We start from the raw sequence: 24,038 nt of genomic DNA, 5'->3' as shown, positions 1-24,038 counted from the left end.
AGTGTGTCATACATGTATGGTGTTAATTGTGTAATAGTGATACGGTGCCACACGAGATGTACAGTATCCGATGGGTCGGCACGGTCAGATGTGTATAAAGGAAAGTCGTGGGGGCGAGTGGTGGTGACCAGACCACTCCGGCAGCCACCAGCGTCACAGCACCGGCCGCTGCCGCCGCCACGGGCTTGGTGGCCAGTTTGCCGAGCGTATGCGCCGTACGACTCGCGCCGTTCGCTGTGTGCGTGCCTGTGCCGACGGTGGCCCCGGCCGTGTCCGTCCCCAGGGTCCTGGCCAGCACCAGGCCGGCCAGACCGATCGGTACCGGTACCAGCGCGAGGCCGCCCAGGAGGCCTTGCGCCGGTATCAAGTCGGCCGCGTCCGACATGCATCGTGGGCAGTCGCGGACATGGCGGGTCAGCCGCTTGCGCCACAGTGCGGAGGGCCGTCCGTCCCAGGAGGTGAGCAGGGGAGTCAGTTCCGTACAGCGCGGCGAGGCCGTGAGGGCTCGTACGACGGTGCGCGCGCTCTCCAGTCGTTCCTTGACCCGCTGGACCCGGACCGCGGCATGCTGCGGTGTGAGGTCGCAGGCCGCCGCGAGTTCGCCGCGGGTCAGTTCACCGGCGGTCTCCATCCACCACAGGGCGAGTACCTCGCGTTCCTCGTCGTCCAGCCAGCGGGTCGCCTCCGCCGCTTCGCGCCGCTGGCCCGACAGCGCGAGCCGAAGGATCGCCAGGTCGGCGAAGTCGGACTGCGGATCCGCTTCTTGGGCGATCTCCTCCAGAGGTTCCGCGGTCAGCCGGGTGCGCCCTTTGCGCCACCGGTCACGGATCTGGCGCACGGTGATGGCGGCGAGCCAGGACCGGAACCGGTCCGGGTGTTCCAGGCCGGGCAGTCCGTCCAGGACCCGCATCATCGTTTCCTGGACGACGTCGTCGACATCGTTGTGCCCGTCCAGCGCCCGCCCGACGATGTTGTAGACCAGCGGCAGAAATTCCCGTATCAGCTGTTCCGAGGCGTGTCGGTCCCCGGCCCGCGCCGCCATGACGACGGCGATGTCCGGCCGCTGTTGCGTGTCCCGCGAGCGCACCCGCCCCACCTGACCTGTCGTCGCGCCGATGTGTCGAGGCGACAGTGTGCCAGGCACGGATCTTCGGTGACTCCGGCGGGGCAGGGGAGGCGAACTCCGTTCCGTGTTTTGCGTTATGCGCGACGCGCTCGTGCGTCTCCTGTGTGTACGGCCTCTTGACACCCCTCGAACCGGCCTCTAACTTTTGGCCGTATTTGCGAACAATGTCCAGCATTTCGAACAAGCTAGACCTTCGACTCGTCGGTCTCTCGTCTTCCGCTCACGCTCCACGACACGAAACAAGGATGTCTCTGTCATGAGCATGGCTCTCATATCCGCGGCTTCGGCATATCTGCGCGGACTGTTCGCCTCGGCGACAGCACTCGCTGTCGTCGTCTGTGGCGCGACGGCCGGGGTGTTGGTGACCGCGCCCGCGGCGCAGGCGGCCGCAGCGACGTTCACGAACCCGCTCAACAGCTCCGGCGCCGACCCGTACATGACGTACTACGACGGCAACTACTACCTCATGACAACGCCCTACAGCGGGCCGTTGACCATGCGGAAGGCGCCCACCGTCGAGGCGCTCAAGGCGGCCGCGCCGGTACCGGTGTTCAGCGCCCACGCCGCCGGGCGGGACCACTACGTCTGGGCCCCGGAGATGCATCTGCTCGACGGGCCCAACGGCAAGCGCTGGTACATCTACTACTCCGCCGGCACGGGTGACATCGAGGACCAGCGCGTGCATGTGCTGGAGAGTTCCGGCACCGATCCGCTCGGCCCCTACACCTACAAGGGCATGATCTTCGGCGCGAACGACTGGTGGGGCATCGACGGAAGCGTCGTCACCATCGACGGCCGGCTGTACTTCACCTGGTCGGGAGTGCCCACCCCGCAGTGGGCGGGATCCGACCCGAGCATCTACATCGTCGAGCTCAGCGACCCGTGGACCGTCACCGGGTCCCGTACACGGATCTCGACCCCGACCTACTCCTGGGAGACACAGGGCACCCCGATGAACGAGGGACCGGTCGCGTTGCAGCACGACGGGAAGACGTTCATCAGCTACTCGGCGAGCGCCTGCCAGGGCCCCGACTACAAACTGGGCCTGCTCACCCTCACCGGCACCGACCCGCTCACCGCGAGTTCCTGGACGAAGGGAACCCAGCCGGCCTTCCAACGCAACGACGAGGGAAGCGTGTTCGGTCCGGGCCACAACGGCTTCTTCAAGTCCCCTGACGGCACCGAGGACTGGATCGTCTACCACGCCAACTCCGCGTCCACCCAAGGCTGTGGCACCACCCGGACCACCCGGATCCAGAAGATCACCTGGAACGCGGACGGATCGCCGACCCTCGGCGTCCCGGTGGCCACCGGCACCGCGCAGACCGTGCCCTCCGGCGAGCCCACGGTGACGTACTACCGGCTGACCAACCGCAACAGCGGCAAGGTCATGGACGTCCAGGCGCCCAACACCGACACCGGGGTGAAGATCGGCCAGTACACCGCGAACGGAAAGCCCTGGCAGCAGTGGCGCTTCGTCGACCTGGGCAACGGCTACTCCCGGATCGAGAGCCTCAACAGCGGCAAATGCCTGGATGTGAACAATGCGTCCACCGCGGATGCCGCCGCCCTCATCCAATGGACTTGCCACTCCGGTACGAACCAGCAGTTCCAGTGGGTCGCCACCGACGGCTGGTTCCAACTGAAGGCCCGGCACAGCGGCAAGTGCGTCACCGTCGCCGGCGCCTCCACCGCGAACCTCGCCCTGCTCGAACAGCGCACCTGCGACACGACCGCCGCCTTCCAGTGGTCACGCAGCTGACCCCTCCGCTTCCACCCCACCTTCATGGCACCCGCACAGAGACAGGACACCCGCATGCGCAGACCCTTGTCCCGGCTGGCGGCGATACTGCTCGCCCTCGGCCTGTTCTTCACCTCCCAGGTGCTGACCACACCCCAGCGCGCCGCCGCCGCCGACCCCGGCTACCTGATGGTGCACTTCACCGGAGAGGGGGCGACCAATCAGCAGATGTACCTCTCGCACAGTCCGGACGGCGTGCACTGGAACGACCTCAACGGCGGCGGGATGGTCCTGCGCTCCACGGTCGGCACGCGCGGGGTGCGTGACCCCGCCCTGGTCCGCGCCCCGGGCGGTGACAAGTACTGGATCGTGGCGACCGACCTGTGTATCAGCTGCGGGCAGTCGTGGTCGGATGCCATCAACAACGGCAGCCGCAACCTCGTCGTATGGGAATCCACGGACCTGGTCACCTGGTCCCAGCCGTGGCTGCTGAACGTCGCCGGCGCGATCCCCGACGGTCGCAACGCATGGGCGCCCGAGGCGATCTGGAACCCGGAGACCAACGACTACGTCCTGTACTGGGCGACGAACACCCCCCTCAACGGCGCGACGAAGCACCGCATCTACTACGCCCGCACGTCGGACTTCCGCACGATCACCACCCCGCAGTCCTACATCGAGCGCCCCGGCACACAGGAGATCATCGACACCCAGATCGTCGAGGTGCCCTCCGGTGTCGGCAACTACCGCTATGTGCGGGCTTCCGGCGACGGGCAGATCACCCTCGAAGGCAGCAACTCGATCCTCGGAACCTGGACCACCCTCGGCAACCTCTCCGGGATCGGCCTCACCGGCTCCCAGGTCGAGGGCCCGATGTGGATGAAGTTCAACGGCAGCAACAACTGGGCCCTCTACCTCGACCAGTACGCCACCGGCGGCGGCTACATGCCGGTCCTGACCACCGACCCGTCCAACCCCGCCGCCTACCAGAAGCAGGCGTCGGGCAGTTACGACATGGGCGCCACCAAGAAGCGCCACGGCTGGATCCTGAACCTGACGGCCACCGAGGAAAGCCGCGTGCTCGCCCGCTGGCCCAACACCGCGGTCAACCGGCTCCAGTCGTACAACTTCCAGGACCGGTACGTACGGCACACCAACTTCGACGTGCGCATCGACCCGAACGTCAGCCCCGCCGAGGACGCCCGGTTCCGGCTGAGGCCGGGCCTGACAGGCTCCGGCACGGTCTCCTTCGAGTCGGTGAACTTCCCCGGGTACTTCCTGCGGCACTCCGGCTTCGACTTCCAGCTGGCGTACAACGACGGCACCGTCCCGTTCGCCCAGGACGCCACGTTCCGCCAGGTCGCCGGGCTCGCCGACACGACCTGGTCGTCGTTCCAGTCGTACAACTACCCGGACCGCTACATCCGCCACTATGGGTTCCAACTACGGCTCGACCAGATCACCACGGCGACCGGGCGCGGCGACGCGACCTTCCGTGTGACGAGCTGACCCGACCGGGATGCCGGCGCCCTTGTCACAGGGAAGGGCGCCGGAAACCCGCAAGGGGGCCTCGGAGCGTCGTGGCTGTGGCGGCCGTGTGCGCACGGCCGCCACAGGTGGGTGTGTGTCATCCGCAGGGGTGTCAGCAGGGCGGGATGACCTGGCTCCAGTCCGCGAACTTGCCCGTCGTCAGGTAGTGGTCGTTGACGTAACCACCCGGCAGGGCCCCGCCGGTGTCGGCGAAGAACCAGTACCGGTTGCCGGTCCCGTCGGCGTCGACCGCGCCCGTCGTCCAGCAGAGCACGATCAACTCGTCGCTGTTGTGGCCCTGGTAGGACGAACTGCGCCCGTGATCGTAGTCCGGTTCGTTGTACATGCCGAGGAACGATCCCGCGTCGATGCCGGTCACCCGGGCGCACCAGCTCTCGGGGTCACCCCCGATGTCGCAGTGGTAGAGCCCCTGCCCGGGCGGGGGAGTGGAACCCGCGCACTCCGGCACACCGGGAATCCACGCGGGGCCGCGCAGATAGAGGTTGCTGATCCAGCCGTGCTGGACGGGCAGATAGGACCAGACGTCGTTGGTGACACCGCCGTCCGTCACCGGCTCGGCGTGCTTCTGGCACTGCACGTAGACGGTGGTGGGGTCGGGGAACCGGTGAGTGATCTCGGCGTCGGTCGTCGGGGCCGTGCGCACGTTGACGTCGGTCGCCCACATCTCGACCGGCGTGGTGCCGGGCGGTACTTCCGGCTCGGGCGGCGGGTGGACGATGTTGCGCTGGGCGACCGCCGCGGCGACGGCCCGTTTGGCGACATCGGCCGCGACACGTTTGCCCTGCTCGTTCTGCCACCTGATCACCGGGTTCCCATTCACCCGGGCGTTGTCCCGATAGGCGATGTGCGGCGGGTTGGTCGTACCGTCGTCGATACTCAGGCCGAACTCCGCCAGCCAGTTGCCCGTGCCGGGGCGTCCCGGCTTGTTGCACACGAGGTCGTCGGTGCGGCAGACGTCGAAGTACCGTCCGTCACCGATGAACCCGGCGAACACCGACGGCACCGACACCCGCTGCATCAGTCCGCCACGGTCGATCGTGGTGGTGGTCTCCTGGTAGTCGCGGTTGAGGGTCAGCATCTGCCTGTTCTGCGCCATCCCGGTCTGGCCGTTGTGGCGGGACGCGTCCCCGATGGTGATGGCGGCGCCCACCGAGTCGGAACGGCGCTGGTCCCCGGCGACGGCGGAGTTGGCGAGGGCGTTCTTGACCACCTGACCACCCTGCGAGTACCCGATCAGCACCACGGTCGGGCGGCTCGGGCAGTCGGAGTAGAACTGGATCTCACGGACCAGCTCGTCGCGGCCCTTCCACATCGACTCCCAGTAGTCGTCGGGTCCCGGGTTGTCGCCCAGGAAGGGCGGCCACGGCAGGTCCCAGTCGATCGCGGACGCGGGATAGGGCAGATTGCGTGCGGTGATGTCGCTGGTTGGCACGCCCCGCGCGTTGAGCGCCGCGGTCACCGCCCGGACGTAGGTGTCGTTCACCCCGATGGAACCGTACGGCGTGGTCACACCCGGTTCCACGTACTCGGCCGTGCCGTAGGCATTGATGATCACCCACGGCTTGTCGCAGTTCATCGCCGGCTGGGGTGGCGGCGGCAGTGCGGACGCGGTGTCGGCACCGACGAGTTGAGCCGTCGAGAACAGTCCGGCCAGCAGTGCGAGTACCGCCGTCCATATCGCCCGACGGCGTGGTGTATGGCTTCCTCCTGGTCGTGCGGGATATCTCATGCGTTTCCCCCTGGTTCGGCCCGGCGCAACGCACAGGGCTCAAACAGTCAATCGCAAGGACAGCCGCCACATTGGCACCGGTGGACGCGAAGCTCAAACAGTTCAACGGGGTTCGAAATGTCGCAGGATCACGTCAGCTCGCGTCGAGTAACCGTAATCCCAGGGCTGTTGCCGCGTGCAGGACGTATTTGCCGGCGCGGTGACTGTCCACCAGCCCTCCGGCCCGCAGAACGCCCATCTGGTAACTCACGCTGGCCGGGGCGATACCGACGGCTTCGGCGACTTCGGAGCTGGTACGGCCGTCCCGCCGGGCGACATCGGCCAGGATGGCGGCCCGAGTGCGGCCGAGCAGGCGTACGACGCCGTCGCCAGTGGTCCGGGCGACGTCCAAGGGCGACTTCGCGACGGGGTAGACGAGCACGGGAGGCAGAGCGGGATCGGCCAGGGCGGTGGGTCGGCGCCAGCAGAAGAAGGACGGGACGAGAAGCAGGCCCCGGCCTTCGAGGCGGAGGTCACGCCGTACCGGGTAGTCGACCTCCAGTACAGGGGACTTCCAACGGGCCAGTGGATAAAGGCCGTTGAGCAGCGCCTGGGTACCCCCGTCAAGAAGGGCGCGCGTGCGCAGGTCGATGTCGTTGCCGACGACCGCTCGGATCCGGGACCAGTGCGGGCGCAACGCGGCGCCGAAGTACACGTCCAGTGCGCGGGTCAGCATGGCGAGCCCTCTGTCCCCCGGCCTGCCCAGCGCCACTGTCCAGCTCGGCAGCACCTGGCTGTCCCCGAGCCGAGTCAGTTCGCGGACGATCCGGGAACGCGAGGTGCCACGCACCAGGTCGAGTTCGTGGGACAGCTCCCCTCCAGTGGTCGGAGGCGTGAGGAAATCGGGAATGTACCCGATGTTGGGAACCAATGTCCGCAACGGTCGCAGGGCCGCCCCCAGAACCCGGTCGGCCTCCATTCCGGCGCGCACCGAGCGACGCCAGTGACCGAACTCCAGCGGCCCCTGGCCTGTTTCCAGGCGGCACAGACTACAGATCAGCTCCCACAACGGATCCGGCCTGCGGAGAATGCGAATGTTCTGTAGATCATGGGGGGTGAAATGAATGCGGAGCATTACGTCCTCTTTGACTCACGGGCATCGTGCGGGTGGCGGTCGCACTCCGCTACGAGTGCGGCTCAGAGTTGAAACAGTCGTTGATTGGACCCATGGTCTCCCCGGCGGGACAGGACAGGCAGCACGGATTCCGCCGATTACGCCTGCTGTCACACCGACAGCCCGCGACCGGGCTGGACTACTGCGGTCAGCCCTTCCTTGCGCACCTCCTGCCGGCCGCACCTCCTGCCGCCCGCACCGCCGGCCGGTCGCGGCAGCCGGAGCATCCCTTGAAAGGGTCCGTCGTGTTTCGGAACCGTCACGGGGCTTGTCACCAGTGGGGCCGTCGTGTCAATGTCCGGTCAATGGTTACGTAACCATGAGTGGTTTGTGGGGATTTGAGGGATCCGTATTCGTATCCGGATCCCAGCTCGTCCATGGCTCGGCTCAGGTGACGACCCCATACTCCGCCCTGCGCGATACCCGTCACTGGAGACGACATGACCAACACCCCGTCGAGGTCGAGAAGACTGGCCCATGTGTTCATGGCCGGGCTCGGCGCGACACTCATGTTGCTGACCGCCCCGAATCCCGCCCTCGCCCAGCCGGCCGCCACGACGTCAGCCGGCTCGCACGCGCCGGCGAAGCACCCGGCGAAGGGCGGCACCAGTGACTTCCGCGGGGTGAACTGGGCAGACCCGCGGGACAACTACGCCACTGACGCGGTGGTGCCCAGCGGGCTGTCGGTGACCGACGACTACCGCACCGTGTACCGCACCACGGGCCACATGGTCCGCGGCTTCAAGAAGAACCTGGGCGCCAACACGCTGCGACTGCCGATCAACCCGGCCACGGTGGGCACCAACTGGTGGAAGTCGTACCGGGCGACGATCGACGCGGCCACGGCCTACGGCGACAAGGTCATCGTCAGCTACTGGGAGGCCAACACCAGCAAGGACGGGCTGGTCGACGACACGGCCGCCTGGAAGAAGATGTGGAACACCGTGGTGCGGGAGTACAAGCACAACCCGCGGGTCTACTTCGAGCCCATGAACGAGCCGCACGGCTACACCCTGGATGAGTGGGTGTCCGTCACCAGCGGCTGGCTCGCCCAGCACAAGGACGTCCCGCGCGGCCGTGTCGTGATCAGCGGTACCGGCTACAACGACAACGTCACCGGTGTCGGCGCGGCCCGCGAACTGCGGGGCACGCTCCTGTCGTTGCACTTCTACGGCTTCTGGGCCAGCCACACCCAGCAGGCTGACTGGGTCGCCGACCTCGAGGCCCGGATCGGCAGCTACGCCGGCCGGACCATCATCGACGAGGCCGGCTCCCCGATGACCACCGGTCTGAACTACGGCGCGTGGGACGGCAACATCTACACGTCGTATCTCGCGGCCGTCACCAACACCGCCCGCAGCAAGGGGATGGGACTGGTGTACTGGCCGGGGCTGCGGTTCGGTGACGCCTACTCGATCGAGTCGCTGGACGCCAACGGCAACCTCGTGGACAACAACGCCAGCGGAGTCGCGCAGCTGCGCTGGGGCTACGGCTTCGGCACGACCCCGCCCGTCAACGACCTGCCGCCCGCGCCTCCCGGCGAGGTCCTGCGCGGAGTGGGCTCCGACCGCTGCGTGGACGTGCCCGGCTTCAGCACGACCAACGGAACCCAACTCGACCTGTGGGACTGCAACGACGGCGGCAACCAGTCCTGGAACTGGGACGCGCAGAAGCAACTCACCGTCTACGGCAACAAGTGCATGACGGTGGGAGGCACCGGAGCCACGGCGGGCGACCCCGTGATCATCTCCGACTGCACCGGCGCGGCGGCACAGCAGTGGAACGTGAACGCGGACCTCTCGGTGACCAGCGTCGCCAACCCGGAGCTCTGCCTGGACGCGGCCGGAGGCGGCACCGGCAACGGCACGGCGGTCGACGTCTGGTACTGCAACGGAGGCAGCAACCAGCAGTGGACCAGGAGCTGACGCCGGCACCTGTGCCCGTCGACTGCTGAACCAGTGATCCGAACCGCACGGGCCCGGCGAGCATCCTCGCCGGGCCCGTCGCGCGGAGCACCAGCCTGGCGGTTGCCCCGACCAAGGTCTCCACGTCATGACGCTGACGCCCGCACTGGCCGCGATTCCCGTCATGTGCCTGACGAATCGTCATGTGCCTGACGAATCCGGTGCCGGCTCGGTGCTGACAGTGCCCTGGGCGCGGTAGTGCCGCAGGAGGCGCAAGAACCGCCGATAGTCCTTGAAACCTCTCAGTATGTACAAGAGGTTGCGCGACACCGGAAGGAGAAGCGCAACCATGGGCGCATAGGCGACCCACGCGAACCCCACCCCCAACGCGAGCGCACAGAAGAGGGCCACGCCCGAACTCGATTTCTCCGGGGTCCCGGCCAGCCACAGGAGCGAGGCAAGTTCGGCGAGGAACAAGAGTGTGGTGATCGCAACGGCAGAAAGGACGTACAGCATCAGACCGAAACCGGCACGCGCTCCGACGTTGGTCTCCCGGACCTGCTGCACAACGCGTTCCACCTGCTGCGCAGTAGGGTCGCCACCATCGCGGAACATCTCACGGATCAGACGAATCGGGACCGCGAGCAATTCGTACAACTCCCGCACCCGTTGGCGGCGGTTGTTGATCTCGACCACTGCGACCAGCAGGATCACTGGCGCCACGGCGGCGACAGTGGCGGCGTAGGTTTCTGTCATCTTCACCGCGACAGTCTGCCCTCACACCACTCATCCGTGTCATCGGAACGTCACTCCAACCCCAGACGTTCTCCACGCGGCGCATGATGCTCCCTCAGATCACGGACCACCGTGGGGAATTACGTTCACACGCGCACTATCCAGGAAACGGGCCCGGCCGACAGCGCTGACGACGACGCCGACAGCGAGACGGCGGCACTGCCCGACCTCGTCGGCCTGGACCTCCAGGCCGCCCAGGACGAGGCGCAGGCCGCCGGCTTCTACGCCCTCGACGACCAGGACGCCAGCGGGCAGGGCCGCCTCCAGGTCTACGACCGCAACTGGACGGTGTGCAGCCAGGAACCCGAGGCCGGCACGCACCCTACGGACACACCGGTGACTCTGTACGCGGTCAAGGACGACGAGAGCTGCTGACACACGTCCGCCGGACGGCTTGGAAACGGCTCGCCCCGGGCCCCGCAACGACCGCAGTTCAGCCTGCCCTTCGACGCCTACCGTTGGAGCTGAGCGTCCAGCCCCGCACGCCGGAGCGCCCTGGTCATCGCCGGAAGGTCCGGGGCGCCTCCCTCCAGCGAGGAGACGTGTTCCGCGAGCAGTTCCGGTGTCAGCCGGCGGCCCTCTGCGTGCTCCATGAGGACCTCACGCCCGGGCTTGCCGTACCCGACGTACTCGTCCAGCAGCCCGCGGGCCTTGTCCCGCTCCACGAACCTGCTCATCCCGCAGTCCAGGCCGTCGTCGTCCAGGTCCTCGGGGTACCGGGCGCGCGCCCAGGCGCCGTTCTCGTACCAGTAGACACAGCCCAGTTCGTTCCCCGCGAGGCGGTCGCGCAGCTCCTCGTGGGGGAGCCAGTCGGGGCCGCCCGCCAGCATGTCGACCGGCGGTTCGTACCACTTGCAGCCGCTCGACTCGTCCTCGCCGTACAGCACGTACCTGCCCTCGCCGAAGCGGGAGAACGACCACCAGGTGCAGCCGCTGTCGTCGAGGTGCAGCCCCTCGTCGTCGATCCAGGTACCGGTCCGGTAACCGGCACCCTCCTCCGCCTCGGTGGTCGCCTCCACAACGGCCATGAGCGCCCATCGCGTCCACAGCACGTCGGGGGCCGGAAGATCCTCCGGCAGTCCCGGCCTCTGGATCGTCATCTGATCTTCCCTTCGTCGATCATGAGCGACCGTACCGGCATCAGGACGGCATGCGGTCCCGACACCACGAGGGATGTGCCGGGACCGCGAACTCGGAGGGGATCAGCGGCCGTTGAGCCCCCTGTCGACCGCTGCGGTCAGCTCACCGTCGGCCGTGTCGGCGTCCAGCGACCAGAACATCGCACCGCCCAGGCCCAGCTTCCGGACATACGCCGACTTCGTCGCGAGCACCTTCGGATCGTCGTACGTCCACAGCGTGGTGCCGTCGAAGATCCACGCGCTGCCGTTCCAGCGGTCCCGGTGCACGGTGTAAGTGCCCGAAGCGGCGAGGGTCTTGAGGACCTTGTAGTCCTCGTAGCCGTCCGCCCAGGTGCCCTTCGCCGGTCCGGTGGCCGGCTGGCCGAGACCGTCACCGCCACCGCTGACGCCGGTCCAGCCCTGCCCGTAGAACGGCATGCCGACCACCAGCTTCCGCGGCTGGGCACCCCTGCGCACCCAGTCCCGCACCGTCCGGTCCACGCTGAAGTCACCCGGCGCGAAAAGGGCCGACTGCTGGGCCGTGTTGGGCTCGCCCGACACGTGGTAGTCGTACCCCTGGAGGTTCACGAAGTCGAAGTCGCGCATGATCCGCGGGATGTCGAACCCCGCGTCGATCGCCTTCGGGGCGGCCGGTACGAAGGCCGTCAGATCGTAGTGCTTGGCCTTCTTGCCGCGAGGCGCCTGGCTCTTGGCGTACGCGTCGAGCTGGGTGCGGAACTCGTGCACGAGTGCGGTGAAGTTCTTCTTGTCCTCGGGGCGGTAGACCGTGTCCGTGTCGCCGGGGGAGCCGGGCCACTCCCAGTCCAGGTCCACTCCGTCGAACAGTCCGGCAGCCGAACCCGCACCACCGCGCGCGCCGTCGACCGGCAGGTTGCCCTTGATGTACAGGTCGATGCAGGACGCCACGAACTTCTTGCGTGAGGCGGGGGTGAGCGCCGCGTCGGAGAAGTGGGTGGACCAGCTCCAACCGCCCAGCGAGATCAGCACCTTGAGGCCCGGGTGCTTCGCCTTGAGTTCGCGCAGCTGGTTGAAGTTGCCGGCGAGTGCCTGTGTGTCGGTGTCGGCGACGCCGTCTACGGAGTTCTCGGCATCGAGGGGGCGCGCGTAGTCGGCCCAGGCGTCGGCCTCGCCCGGTACGTTGCCGGTGAAGCACTCTCCGGCGGCGTTCACGTTGCCGAAGGCGTAGTTGATGTGTGTCAGCTTGGCTGCCTGGCCGCTCGTGTCCAGATCCTTGACCTGATAGTCACGACCGTACACACCCCACTGCGTGAAGTAGCCCACGCGTTTGCCGTGCTTGGCGGTGGTGGCATGCGACTCGGCGGCGCCGGCCGTTCCGCTCGCCGGAGCGAGGACGGCGAGCAGGGAGAGGGAGCAGGTGGCGATGGCCAGTCTTCCCAGGGTTCTTCGCATACGGGGGAACGTATTGGTATGGACCATTTGCGGTCAAGGGTTCGGCGGTACGACGTCGACGGACGGTCACCGCGGCCCGAGAGGGGTCCAGCGGAGGGTTCGACTACGCTCGGACGCGTTCCCCGCGACTCAGGAGATGCCCATGCCCCCGCACACCGACCAGAACAGCGGAACGGTGGAGGTCGTCGACGTTCCCGAGGCATCGCGCTTCGAGGTGCGGATCGACGGGCGGCGGGTGGGCCTCGCGGAATACCTGCGCACGGACGAGTTGGTCGTCTACCCCCATACGGAGGTGGATCCCGCCTTCAACGGCCGGGGCCTCGGCTCCGCCCTGGCGCGTGCCGTCCTGGAGGACGCCCGCGAGCGGGAGCTGGCGGTGCTGGCGACCTGTCCCTTCATCGCGGCCTATCTCGCGCGACACCCGGAGTACCGCGACCTCGCCTACCAGAACCGCAGCAAAGTCGCCGACTGAGCGGGGCCGCTCAGCCGACGGTGAAGTCCACCGCCTCGGTGTCCAGGGTGGTGGTGCCGTCCTGTGCGGTGGCCAGAACGGCGACATGCCAGGTGCCGCGCGGAGACGAGTTCGCCTCGGTGTCCGCCACCGCGGCTGTGTACACGCACCGCACGGTGTCGCCGCCGGCCGACTGGCAACGGGCCGACTCCACCTGGGCCAGCTCCTTGGCGGTCGGCTGCCGCGCGGAGAACTCGGAGTCCTCCGGCCAGGCCAGCACCTTCAGGATCCTGACGCCAGAAGCCGCGGTGACCTCAGTGGTGAAGGCGAACGAACCGTCCCTCCCACTCTCCGGAGCCGTGTAACGGGCCGTGCTGTGCGCCAGGGACGGAGCCTGGTCGCTTGCGTAGGCGAGCGCGAACACCCTAGGACGTTCTCGATCGAAAGGGCCGACGCTCTCGACCGCGCCGCCGCACCGATGCTCGCAACCCGCAGGCATCCGGGACGTGAGTACGGACACTCAACTCGGCCTGGGTGATGGGGACATGCGCGCTTCGCGAGGTCTCACCCGGACCACGAACGTGCCCATGGACATCCGGACCGGCGCGGAGGACGACACCCTTCCGGGACGGCGGACGGCACGCAGTTCCCGTTGTGGACCTGCCACACCGGCGCCGCTCTACCGCTGGTCGACGGCGATGCGGAGTCCGCGTATCACGTAGCCGCCTATCTCGTCCTGGAACGTGACGCGGGGCGGAGTGAGCATGCGGATGCCGTCAAGGGCGAAGAGGTGGCCGAGGAAGACGTTGGCTTCCATCAAGGCGATGTCGGCACCGGGGCAGCGGTGTGGTCCGTCGCCGAAGGACAGGGCGGCCGCGTACCGGCCGGTCGTCGTCGGCCTGCCGGGCCGGACCGCCGTGGGGCAGTCGCCCATGGCCTGCGGGTCGGTGTTCACCTCGTCCACGAAGATCTCGACGAGCGCGTCGCCGGGCACGGTGACCGGCCCGTCGGTGCCCGGCACGTCCAGGGCGCCGGTGGTCCGCCGCTTGAGGCGGGCGACCGCGGGCTCCAGGCGTAGGAGTTCGTGCATCACGGCCAGGCGTTCGCTCTCGCTCCCGGTCGTGTAGCGCTCGCGCAGTGCGGGGTCGGTGAACAGATGCCATGCGGCGACGCTGATGAACTCGCGGGTGGTGACCATGCCGGCGGCGGCGTAGGTGAGGCACTCGCCGAGGATCTCGGCGCTGGAGCATCCCTCGGCGATCAGGTGGGAGATCAGGTTGTCCGCGGGCCGTTTCCGGTGGGCCCGCACGGCCGGGCGGACGTCGGCGAGGTAGATCCTCAGCCACTGGCTGTTCTGGCGGAACAACCAGTAGATCCCGTGCCAGCTCGTCAGTCCGGGCCTGCCGAACTTGTCGGGGAAGAAGCGTTCCAGTCGACGCTGGATCCCGGGCCTGCTGTGGGTCAGGCCGATCACCTCGCACGCCACGTCGATCGAGACGCCGAAGGTGAGGTCCTCCAGCCATGCCTCGCCCTCGCTCCGCAGGGTGTCGAGGTGGTGGCGCGCGATACGTTCGGTGAGTTGCCGGTAGTGCTCGTCCACGCGGCGGGGCGTGAAGTAGCGGGCGGTCTGCCGACGGTGTTCGCGATGCTCGAGCCCGTCGCGGTACAGCACGGGCCGCCGGATCCGGGCCGGCAGCTTCTCCACGGTCTCGATCCCGAGACCTGCCTGGACGGTGTCGGTGCTGCGCAGAACGGTGCGTGCCGCCTGATAGCCGCGCACCTGCCAGGTGCCGTCGTCCCCACGGCCGATCGGGATCGGACAGCCGGGCCCGGTGTGCTCCCTGCGAATCTTGCGTACGTCGTCGGCTCGGTCCATCGACTGCTGCCCCCGTCGTCGTGTGGGCCCCCTGGTGGGAGAAGCCCGCTGTCAGACACCTGCGGCAAGACTTCAGGATGGAAGGCCCCTGCCGCTAGGGAGTCCTCCGCTTCACTCTCTGCTCTATCGGAGGGGTGTTTCGTACGCAATAGTGATCTCGCAGGCGGTGGACGCGACGGCGGGATCCGTCCTCGAACGCCTCAAGTTCTGGTTACAGATGCCGGCTGATTCGATGTTCACGAAAATGATGGACAACGACTGCCAGGTGCGCGCCGACAGGGTCGGCACCGTGTTGAGTCCCGTGGCGACGGGGCCGCACGACCCCTCGGGTCTGTCGCTGCCGGCGGGGCTCGAAGCCAAATGGGCCGCTGTCGACCAGGCGGTGAAGGCCAACCGTGCCGTAGTCATCAAGGGTTCGACCGGACACGTGGGCGGGAACGCGAGCAAGTTCACCACCAGTTTTCATGTGATCGTCTTCTTGGCCGTCAGCCAGGTGGGTTCTGAACGCCGTTACTATCTGAGCTTCGACCCGGACGTCAGTGCCACGGCGGAGTCCCGGGAGAAGTGGAAACCGTTGGTCCTCGGCAGCACCGAGGCAAAGACGCAGAAGTTCACTGACGCGAAGAGCGTCGAGGTCATCAAGGCCATGATCCTCGGCGACTCGCAGGACGGGTTCGGCCCGCTGGTCCGCAAGTACTACGTCGAGACGGACAAGGCCTTCCCGCAGATCGTTCACGCCTGAGCGCGCCGCAGCTTTTCGAGAGAGATCGAAATGCTGGTCCGTGCGCACGGGGGTGCGTGACCATCGAGGCACCGGAAGTGGTGTCTGCCTGTCCAGGGGCGGCGCGGCACAGGTCACTGAACAGGGAGAGAACTGTCATGCAGCGCAGGAGTTCACGTTTGACGACCAAGCTCGCGGCCGCGGCGGCGGTAGCGCTCGTGATGGCGGGTGCCGCGGCCGCTCCGTCCGCCGCGGCATCGGCCCGGTCGGCGGAGCAGCCCGCGGCCCAGACCATGAGCGTGCAGGCGCAGACCGTCACGACGTGGATCAACGGCAATGTCCGGATCGGGCCTTCGACGGGCTACAGCATCGCGTACACCGTCGCGGCGAACCAGAGCCTGAGCGCCGAGTGCTGGCTCGTGGGCGGCTTTGTCAACGCCAACGGCGTCTACCACGACAAGTGGGTGCTCCTCTCGGACGGCAACTACATCTGGGGCGGCCTGCTCAAGGGCAACGAGGTGGGCAACGTCTCCACGCCCTGCTTCTGACACATCGGCGGGGTGCCGCGGTACGACACGGGGCGTGCCGCGGCACCCCGCGGAGCCAGCCGATCGCGCACGCAGATGACGGCGGCTTTGAGGGCCGCCGTCATCCAGGGTGTGCCTGCCGGGTGTGCAGGGTGTGTCAGTCGCTGATGAAGCGATCGATCTTCACTTCGGTGAGCGAGTCGAGCGCACCGAGTTGCCCGGCTGCCGCGGCGATCTGGTCGTACTCGGTCCGCAGGATGCGGATGCGGTGGTATTCGATCACGCGCGCGAGGTCGTCCACGGCCAGTTCGGCTTCGTCGTTGTCGACCATGTGGACGACCGACCGCAGCGCCGCTGCGGGACCTTTCTCTCCCGCGAGCCGCCTGGTGATGCTCTCGGCGACCGCGCGGATGAGGTCGGCCGGGCGATCCGGTGCGTTCATCGGCTGAGACATTCTCCTTCGGGAGGTCATCCGGTCCGGTTGATATAGGCGGTGGTCACACCCAGCGGCTTTCCGTCGGGCGCCGCGGTGGTGCGGTAGTACACGTAGACCGTGTACTTCTTCTTCTTTCGGCATCCGCAGCCGGTCCAGTATGAGTACGTGATGTCCCACTTGCCGTCATAGACACCGCCCCAGGCGTTCCGCCACTTGCCCGAGATGAGCGCCTTCTTCAGGTCGCTCATCATCGTGGAGCTGGACCGCCACGCCGAGCGCTTCCCCTTGCCGACGTGCTTGTCCTTGATGTGCCGCAGGCCGAACTTGCCGTACTTCTTGCCGTTGACCGTGACGTTGCTGGTGCTTCCCTCACGGATGGTCTTCCAGTGGCTTCCGGGAGAACGCGACCACATGAGGATGCGCCACTTGTCGCAGGCCTTGAACGGGTTGCCCCAGGCGCCGCACCGGCCGTCGAGGTCGGTGCCGTTGACCGGGTCGGCGCACACGAAATCGTAGGCGTTGCAGTTGCCGCCGAAGACCGGGTCCAGCTGGAGGAACCGGGCTGTCGTCGGGTCGTACAGCCGTGCGCCCATCAGGACGATTCCGGTGAGTGTCTCGCCGGAGCGCTGGTTGGAGCCGAACCAGCCATAACGCTGGGCGGTCTTGCCGGTGCGGGCGACGCCGTTCTCGTTGCTGTCGACGACCGTCGGCGCGACCGCCTGGTCGAGCGGCAGCTGGAGGGCGACGTCGCCGTGGATGCCGGTCAGCTGAAGGACGGTGCCGCCGCTCTTGCCGGTGGTCGCGCTGAACGTACCGGTGGCCGAGGTGACGTTGCGCGTCACCGTGCCCTGGGCGGTGTCCTCCACGATCCAGCTCGGGCTGTCGGTGTCGTTGCCGTAGTGGTTGGTCTTGGCCGCCGTCTGGCTCCAGGTGCCGGCGTTGTTCGTCTCCGTGGTCCACGAGCGGAACCGCAGCCCGGAGTCGAGCTGCCACGTCTGGCGCTGGGAACCGGCGGTCTGCCGTTGCACCAGGTCGTTGGCGTAGTACGACAGGGTCGAGCCCGGCAGCGCGGTGGTGCGGCCGAACGCGTCGTAGGTGTAGCCCGGCTCGGCGACACGGTCCGCGCTGTCGTAGGCGCGGTTCTTCACCGTGCCCGCGGTGGTCGGGCAGGCCGTCCCGGGAGCGGTCGAGGTCTCGGCCGTGCCGGTCCGGTTGGAGCGGCTGTCCAGGGTGTACGTCCGCAGGGCGCAGACGTTGTCGCTGGTGTCCTCGACCCGGGTGAGGCGTCCGGCCGCGTCGTAGCCGAACTCCTGGTGCGACCAGCCGGAGCGGGTCGCGGCCTGGCCGTGGATGGTGGAGGTGGCGGCGTCGTCGTAGACGGTCACCCCGTCGCTGTCACGCGTGTAGGCGCGCTCGACGACGGCGCCCGCGGCGTCCTTGGACTGCTTGAGCGTGTAGCCGCCCGGCAGCTTCTCGGAGGCCACCGCGCCGTCCGCGTCGTAGGTGGCACTGAAGGCGCCGGCGATTGAGTCGGTCACCTTGGTGGCCAGCCCGCGCGGCTCCAGCGACGCGTCGTAGGTGTAGGTGGCCGTGCTGGGGACGCTGTTGGCGACCTTGACCGGGCGGTCGCGCCGGTCGTAGGCCGTGGTGGTGGTTCCTCCGTCCGCGTCGGAGTAGGAGATCTCCCGGCCGAGCTTGTCGTAGGCGCGGGTCAGGGTGCCGCCGGTGGACGAGGTGGTCGTGATCGCGCGGCCCGAGTCCGCGTCGTAGCCGGTCGTCGTCGACGGCACGGTCGCGCCGAGGCCGGTCGTCTGCACGGTGGTGGGCCGGCCTGCCGCGTCGTAGCCGCGGGTGATGGCGCGGGTCGACGTGCCGGCCTTCTCGGTGGTCTTCGCGGTGTTGCCCCACCAGTCGTACTCGGCGGTCATGGCGGGCAGTTGGGCCGGGTTGGTCCCGCCGCCGGTGATGTCCCCGGCGGGGCCGCTGGTGCACAGCAGGTCCGCCCATTCGGGACGTCCGGCGCAGGCGCCGGTGCCGGTCGCCGACCAGTAGGTGCTGACCTGGGTTCCCGCGTCGCTGCCAGAGGTCCCGGGCGCCCCCTGCCGGGTGACACGGCCCTGGGCGTCGTACTCCGTGACGGTCGTGATGGCCAGCCCGTCAGGATCCTGCACCACCTTGGTGGGCAGGCCCTTGACCCAGTCGTAGGCGACCGTGGTCAGCTGGGCGTCGGCCATGACGGCGGGGTGCTCGCGGACCTGGGCGCCCTCCTTGGTGCTGGTGATCTGGTTGCTGGTGCCCACGGCGTCCGCGGGACGTCCCTCGTCGTAGCGCTTGCTGGTCCAGCTGCGCGCGAGGACGGCGGTGCCCGCCGCCACGAGCGTGGTGTCGCCGGACTTGAGGTCCTTGGCCAGGTCGATCCGGCCGAGGGGCCCGAACTTCTCCAGCTCGCGGGTGCCGCTCTGGTCGTACACGGACCGGGTGGACAGCAGCTCGGCGCGTTCCGGGCTCGGACGGTCCGTCAACCCCAGGTCGGCCACGGCCTCCTTGGCGGTCGCCGTCGACGCGAGGGCGGTCTCCCGGTTCCCGGCCGAGAGTTCACGCACCACGTTGCCGAACCGGTCGTGGTCGGTGCTGTCGATCCGGCCGCCCGGCTCGGCGAGGTTGACCCGCTCGCCGGACACGTTCAGGTACTGCACCGTGGCCGGCCGGTACGCCGACTGCTCCAGGGCCGATCCCGAGTGGGAGGCCGGCACGCTGTCGGCGGGGAAGACGGCGGTGGCGTCCGTGGGGATGTCCTGCTGCCCCCAGGTGCGGACCGTGTCGCGGTCCATCGCGTACGGGGCGGAGGCGCCGGACAGCGGCACGTCGTAGACGACACTGGTCGTCGCCTCGCCCTCGACGGTGCCTGCCGTGCCCTCCTTCAGCGCGGCGCGGGTCGCCTTGAGGAGCATGCCCTCACCGGCCGCCGCGTCGTTGCCCGCCTTGCCGTAGGCGAACGTCCACGGCAGCTCGCCCGGAGGCGTCAGCGAGGTGACCCGGCCCGCGGAGTCGTAGCCGTACTCGACCACCAGCGCGGGGCTGATCTGCGGGTTCCAGGCCCGGCGCAGTCGGCCCTGGTCGTCGTACCGGTAGCTCTGCACGGCCTTGGACGTCGCGGCCGAGGCTCCGGGCTCGGTGGACCACAACCGGATCTCGCGGACCTGCTCGTTGATGTCGCCCAGGGCCGTGGAGGTCGCCGTCGTGCTGGAGGCGTAGACGTACTCCAGAAGGCGGCAGCCCTTCGTCGACGGGTCCGCCGCGCAGGCGGAGGCGGTGGCGGCGGAGGTCGCGGCGATGATCCGGGTGGGCCGGGCCAGTTCCTTGCCGTCCACGGTGACCGTCTGCGACATCACCGTGGTGGTGGAGTTGGACAGCCCGTCGAACAGGGTGCTCTTGACCTGCCAGGCGGATGCCGCCGGGTCCGCCTTGGCGAACTCGGTCACCGTGCCGGAGCTGTCGGAGAGGGTGAAGGTGCCGTTGACGCTGCCCTTGAGCACCATCTCCTCGGCACCCGGCTCGGGTATCCAGCCGTTCCTGGCCGCGTTGGCGGTGAAGTGGATCGGGCTGTCGTCGGCGAGCACCACACGGACGGCCGTGTCGGAGATCCTCTCCAGATGGGTGTACTCCGACTCGTTGAGCTGCGCCTCGAATCCCGACACCCACTGCTTGCCGAAGATCGCGGCCTGGTCCTCCTGCTGGGCACCGGCCTCGGGACGGCGGGAGTGCGCCGTGCGGCTGACAGCGAGGTCGAACGCCGACACGTCGTCCGCGGACAGGGTGTAGTCGCCGGTCAGCAGGTTCACCGAGCCGGGGCCGACGTCCTCGTTCGCGGCACCGTCGGCGTTGCGGTCCACCACGACGGTGAGCGGCTCGGTGCTGCCCGCGGCGCCGCCGGGGCCGGTGAAGTCGGCCTTGAGCTCCACGGATCCGTCGGGGGTGACGGTGGAGGCGGCGTTCCAGGCCAGCGGAGCGTTCCTGCCGCTGGCCAGGGGCACCGGCCACTGGGTGAGCGCGGTGCCGTCCTGGGTGACGTGCCCGACGGGCACGGCCTGCCAGCCGTCCGCGGCGGAGCGCCGCCAGGAGAAGGAGACCTTGTCGTACTTGCCGCCGTCGGTCTCGGCCTCCAGGGTGAACCGGCGAGCGGTCCGGTCGCCGGATCCGGGACGTACGAAGCCACCGGCTCCCACGTTGAACGTGTACTCCACGACGGAGGACCGGTTGTCGGCCTTGTCGACGGTCCGCACCAGGAGGGACTGCGCGCCGTTGTCGGACGGGGTGACGGAGAGGTTCTTGTCACCGCTCGCGCCGCCGGTGGCGACCTTGTTCCAGGTCACGCCGTCCAGCGACCACTCCAGCCAGTTGTGGTCGGACGCGGGCGGCGTCACGGTGAAGGTGCCCGCTTGGCCCGCTCCCTTGCTCCACTTGCCCGTCGGGTATTCCGAGGACGTGATCTTGGCAGGGGCGGAGGGCGCGCTGGTGTCGACGGTGAAGGTCTTCCACGCCGACCAGCCGGTGTTGAAATGCGTGCCGTCGTACGGCGACGTACGGAACTTGTACGTCTTGCCGTTGGCCAGCACCCCGGACGGCACGGTCACGGAGGCTGCCTGGCCGGAGGGCACGTACTTCGACACGATCACGTCGCCCACCTGGGCGTTGGTGGCGTTGTCGTAGATCTGGAAGGTGCCGTTGACCTTGTCACCGTCGGCGTCGACGAAGGTGTCGCGCAACGTGGGCGTGGTGCTGTTCACCACGTAGGCGCCGCTGTAGGAGAAGTACGGCGGCCCGGCCTCCTGCCTGGTGCCGGTACGCGGCCGGTAGTTGTAGTTCACCACCAGCTTGGGCGGATTGGCGGCGGCGTTGGCGGAGTTGACCCGCTTCCACTGCGCCACCACCGACTCGTCGGCCGCACGGATGCCCATGTGCCCGCGGGCGGCATTGGCCGAGGCCCACTCCTGCACCAGCGTCGTCACGTCGGCGTTGACCCAGCCGTCGGGGGCCGAGGTGCAGGCGGTGTTGCCACGGGTCTCCGTCGAGGTGGCCTTCTTCGCCGTCATGGTCGGACGGTTCGTCCACCGGCTCGACGTCGAAGCGGCGCCGGAGGACCACACCTCCCACGGATACGCCTTGCAGTCCGTGTTGCCCGAGTGGAAGTTCCACAGGCTCAGCTTCGCGTCGAGAACCAGCGCGTCCTGAACGGGCGTCGTGTTCCAGGAGACGAACGACTGCGCGGTGCGCGGTGTGCCGTCGGCGTTCTTCGTGCCGGGGTTGCCGAAGTCCAGCTCGGTGTCGGTGGACCAGTCGACGGTCTCGCCCTGCTGGACGTAGGTGTCGAAGACGTTGGACAGCGAGGACGTCGACGGGTCCACGGTGACCGGGAACCTGGTCTCCGGGTCGGCGAGGAACTTCGCGTCCGGGGTGACCACCAGGTCGACGGAGGAGCCCTTCTGCACCACCTTCAGGCCGACGCGCGCCTTGTGGGTGTGTTCGCCGGAACGCTTGTCGACGGTGGAGTCCCACATCACCGGCGCGGGCATGACGGCCCGCTTCTTGTTCTTCTTGTCGGTGAACAGCACGCTGCCGTCGGGCAGTTGTCTGGCCTTGAGCCCCTTGGCCTTCAGCGGCAGGGTGTAGGAGTAGTCGGTCACGGACGGGCGCTGCTTGACCTCGACGAACTGCTCGAAGCCGGTTCGCGTGGCTTCGACGACCACGTCGGCGCCGGGCACGGCGTTGACGTACTCCGCCCGTGTGCCGTCCAGCTTCGGTTCGGGCAGGCCGCCCTTCCACTGGAGGGTGATCTGCTGGGCACCCTCGCCCAGCGTCACCAGGTCGGTCGCCTTCGCCTCACGGGCGGCCTTCCACGACTTCGCCGGCGTGCCGGTGCGGCCCGCGAGCCGCAGGCCCTCGGGGTGTGCGACCGGCTCCACGCCCGAGCCGGACGGACGCAGCTCCACGTCGACGTCGACCCACTTGCCGTCCTGCCGGAACCGGATCGGTCCCGCGGACAGTTCGGTGGTGAGGCTGCCGTTCTTGTTAGCCCACGTCGTCGACGTCTCCGTGCGTTCGGAGAGCGCCTCCACCCTCTTGCCGGACAGCCTCGCCGCGACGCGGGCCGACGGGATGTCGGCCGCCCGGGTCGCCGCCGCCTTCTTCGGCGCGGGGGCGTTCGGGGCGTTCGGGGCCGAAGCGGCCGCGGGCAGACTCGCCACATCCAGCAGGGTGATGGCCATGACCAGGGAAACGCCGCCGGCTGTCCACCGCGCGGTTCTCCTCGACCTAGGCCGCCCCTGCCCACCAGGCAGGGGGTTGTGCACCGTCATGATCGTCCGATCTTTCACTCTTTGCATGAACATCACATATGTGATGGTCAAGAGAGAGTAATCGGCATACCAAGACTGCAAAGTTCGACAAACTCACAGGAATTGCACAGATTGCTCATGGCGTCTTCGTGATCTTTGCCACTGCGATCACCGGCGGGCCCTGTGTTCCGTTGTGGCCATCCGCGAGGTGTTCACTCGTTCGGGGTCACTTCGTCGCCGCACGCCCCATACGACGTCCCCGCGCTGCGCATGATGCCCCCTCAGCACGCACGACCCTGGGGGGACCATGCGCACTCGCGCCATCGCAGCCACCGTGCTCGCCGCGGGCCTGCTTCTCACCGCCTGCACCAGATCCGACAGTGACGGCGACCGAGACAGCGGCAGAGAAAAGGCCACCAAGACCACAGCCCCTCGCGACACCACCACCACGCCCACGGTCGGGCCGTCCGCCCCTTCCTCTGGAGGCACTGCGAAGGATGCGGACGAGGAGACGATCGGTGTCCAGGACGGGACCTACGAGGTCACGAACTCCGCGCCGGAGTATGACGACCCGTCGCTCGCGCTCGACGACGAGTACATCGCACCAGGCACCTACACCACCAAGGGGTCGGTCGCCCAAGGGCCCAACTGCTACTGGGCACGCATGCGGGATACGTCCGGCGAGACGGAATCCATCATCGCCAACGACCTGACCACTGGGCGGGTGACCGTCAAGGTCACAGAAGGGGAGTTCTTCAAGACGTCCGACTGCAAGCCGTGGACGAGATCAGGGGACTGAGACGTGAGAGAGCGTGAAGGCCCCACTCGCAGTCGCAAGCGCGGACGTGCGTACGGGGAGCTGGGGTCCGTGAAGCCTTGCGGCGGCGTCGGACCGCGGGCGTATCCCCGGCCCGAGTCGTAGCGTGAAGGCATGCGCGTGCTGGTCGTCGAGGACGAGGAGCGGTTCGCGGCCGGGCTCAGGGACGGTCTGGAGGCCGAGGGGTTCGCCGTCGACGTGGCTTACGACGGCGTGGACGGGCTGTGGCTGGCCCGCGAGCACACCTACGGGGCGATCGTCCTCGACATCATGCTTCCGAAGCTCAACGGCTATCGCGTCTGCCGCACCCTGCGCGCCGACGGCGAC

The 24,038-nt window shown here is 68.2% G+C and carries 19 protein-coding genes; 9 read left to right on the top strand and 10 right to left on the bottom strand.

What is annotated here, in order from left to right; all coding sequences use genetic code 11:
• Positions 1-22 precede the first annotated feature (22 nt).
• The gene (locus HLK59_RS34290; RefSeq protein ID WP_346779873.1) at positions 23-1,087 is read right to left on the bottom strand and encodes a sigma-70 family RNA polymerase sigma factor; all 1,065 of its coding nucleotides are present in this window, start codon (positions 1,085-1,087) and stop codon (positions 23-25) included.
• A gap of 295 nt (positions 1,088-1,382) precedes the next feature.
• Here HLK59_RS34290 and HLK59_RS34285 point away from each other — a divergent pair, with 295 nt between their 5' ends.
• Positions 1,383-2,888, top strand: coding sequence for a family 43 glycosylhydrolase (locus HLK59_RS34285; protein ID WP_240982801.1), 1,506 nt, complete (start codon positions 1,383-1,385; stop codon positions 2,886-2,888).
• A 54-nt stretch (positions 2,889-2,942) separates the two neighbouring features.
• Positions 2,943-4,376: a glycoside hydrolase family 43 protein gene (locus HLK59_RS34280; RefSeq protein WP_171145498.1), complete on the top strand. Its 1,434-nt coding sequence runs from the start codon at positions 2,943-2,945 to the stop codon at positions 4,374-4,376.
• Between the two features lie 133 nt (positions 4,377-4,509).
• Here HLK59_RS34280 and HLK59_RS34275 read toward each other — a convergent pair whose 3' ends face one another.
• A complete protein-coding gene (locus tag HLK59_RS34275) occupies positions 4,510-6,147 on the bottom strand; it encodes a cutinase family protein (protein ID WP_171145497.1) in 1,638 nt (545 codons plus the stop codon).
• A gap of 133 nt (positions 6,148-6,280) precedes the next feature.
• Entirely contained in the window at positions 6,281-7,117 is an 837-nt protein-coding gene (locus HLK59_RS34270; protein WP_346779872.1) for a helix-turn-helix domain-containing protein, read from the bottom strand.
• 623 nt (positions 7,118-7,740) lie between these two features.
• On the opposite strand from HLK59_RS34270, the gene HLK59_RS34265 reads away from it, so the two are divergent.
• Positions 7,741-9,225, top strand: coding sequence for a ricin-type beta-trefoil lectin domain protein (locus HLK59_RS34265; RefSeq protein WP_171145495.1), 1,485 nt, complete (start codon positions 7,741-7,743; stop codon positions 9,223-9,225).
• Positions 9,226-9,405: 180 nt separating this feature from the next.
• On the opposite strand, the gene HLK59_RS34260 is transcribed toward HLK59_RS34265, so the two are convergent.
• A complete protein-coding gene (locus tag HLK59_RS34260; RefSeq protein WP_171145494.1) occupies positions 9,406-9,966 on the bottom strand; it encodes a hypothetical protein in 561 nt (186 codons plus the stop codon).
• Between the two features lie 105 nt (positions 9,967-10,071).
• Between HLK59_RS34260 and HLK59_RS34255 the strand changes: the two genes are divergently transcribed.
• On the top strand, positions 10,072-10,374 hold the full coding sequence (locus HLK59_RS34255) for a PASTA domain-containing protein (RefSeq protein WP_171145493.1): 303 nt from the start codon (positions 10,072-10,074) through the stop codon (positions 10,372-10,374).
• Between the two features lie 77 nt (positions 10,375-10,451).
• Here the strand turns inward: HLK59_RS34255 and HLK59_RS34250 are convergent, their stop codons facing one another.
• Positions 10,452-11,099 carry a hypothetical protein gene (locus HLK59_RS34250; RefSeq protein ID WP_171145492.1) on the bottom strand — a complete coding sequence of 216 codons (648 nt, stop codon included), beginning with the start codon at positions 11,097-11,099 and terminating at the stop codon, positions 10,452-10,454.
• Between the two features lie 102 nt (positions 11,100-11,201).
• Complete coding sequence (locus HLK59_RS34245) at positions 11,202-12,548, bottom strand: glycoside hydrolase family 18 protein (protein ID WP_171145491.1); 1,347 nt, start codon at positions 12,546-12,548, stop codon at positions 11,202-11,204.
• On the opposite strand from HLK59_RS34245, the gene HLK59_RS34240 reads away from it, so the two are divergent.
• The gene (locus tag HLK59_RS34240; RefSeq protein ID WP_346779871.1) at positions 12,520-13,020 is read left to right on the top strand and encodes a GNAT family N-acetyltransferase; all 501 of its coding nucleotides are present in this window, start codon (positions 12,520-12,522) and stop codon (positions 13,018-13,020) included. The genes HLK59_RS34245 and HLK59_RS34240 overlap by 29 nt on opposite strands.
• 10 nt (positions 13,021-13,030) lie before the next feature.
• Here HLK59_RS34240 and HLK59_RS34235 read toward each other — a convergent pair whose 3' ends face one another.
• Together HLK59_RS34235 and HLK59_RS34230 are read right to left on the bottom strand one after the other, a co-directional pair.
• Positions 13,031-13,423 carry a DUF5707 domain-containing protein gene (locus HLK59_RS34235; RefSeq protein WP_171145489.1) on the bottom strand — a complete coding sequence of 131 codons (393 nt, stop codon included), beginning with the start codon at positions 13,421-13,423 and terminating at the stop codon, positions 13,031-13,033.
• A 255-nt stretch (positions 13,424-13,678) separates the two neighbouring features.
• Positions 13,679-14,875 carry a cytochrome P450 gene (locus tag HLK59_RS34230; RefSeq protein ID WP_171145488.1) on the bottom strand — a complete coding sequence of 399 codons (1,197 nt, stop codon included), beginning with the start codon at positions 14,873-14,875 and terminating at the stop codon, positions 13,679-13,681.
• A 151-nt stretch (positions 14,876-15,026) separates the two neighbouring features.
• On the opposite strand from HLK59_RS34230, the gene HLK59_RS34225 reads away from it, so the two are divergent.
• Both HLK59_RS34225 and HLK59_RS34220 read left to right on the top strand, forming a co-directional pair.
• The gene (locus HLK59_RS34225; protein WP_171145487.1) at positions 15,027-15,617 is read left to right on the top strand and encodes a hypothetical protein; all 591 of its coding nucleotides are present in this window, start codon (positions 15,027-15,029) and stop codon (positions 15,615-15,617) included.
• Positions 15,618-15,775: 158 nt separating this feature from the next.
• Positions 15,776-16,144, top strand: coding sequence for a hypothetical protein (locus tag HLK59_RS34220; RefSeq protein WP_171145486.1), 369 nt, complete (start codon positions 15,776-15,778; stop codon positions 16,142-16,144).
• A 136-nt stretch (positions 16,145-16,280) separates the two neighbouring features.
• Here the strand turns inward: HLK59_RS34220 and HLK59_RS34215 are convergent, their stop codons facing one another.
• Positions 16,281-16,565 carry a hypothetical protein gene (locus HLK59_RS34215; protein ID WP_171145485.1) on the bottom strand — a complete coding sequence of 95 codons (285 nt, stop codon included), beginning with the start codon at positions 16,563-16,565 and terminating at the stop codon, positions 16,281-16,283.
• Between the two features lie 26 nt (positions 16,566-16,591).
• On the bottom strand, positions 16,592-22,825 hold the full coding sequence (locus tag HLK59_RS34210) for a DNRLRE domain-containing protein (protein WP_171145484.1): 6,234 nt from the start codon (positions 22,823-22,825) through the stop codon (positions 16,592-16,594).
• 376 nt (positions 22,826-23,201) lie between these two features.
• On the opposite strand from HLK59_RS34210, the gene HLK59_RS34205 reads away from it, so the two are divergent.
• Entirely contained in the window at positions 23,202-23,693 is a 492-nt protein-coding gene (locus tag HLK59_RS34205; RefSeq protein WP_171145483.1) for a hypothetical protein, read from the top strand.
• A 132-nt stretch (positions 23,694-23,825) separates the two neighbouring features.
• Positions 23,826-24,038, top strand: a 213-nt coding sequence (locus HLK59_RS34200) for a response regulator (RefSeq protein WP_171145482.1), incomplete at its 3' end; no start/stop codon positions are given.

Source organism: Streptomyces sp. S3(2020) (assembly GCF_013044505.1).
Lineage (GTDB): Bacteria > Actinomycetota > Actinomycetes > Streptomycetales > Streptomycetaceae > Streptomyces.
This window is presented reverse-complemented; position numbering and strand designations above follow the sequence as displayed.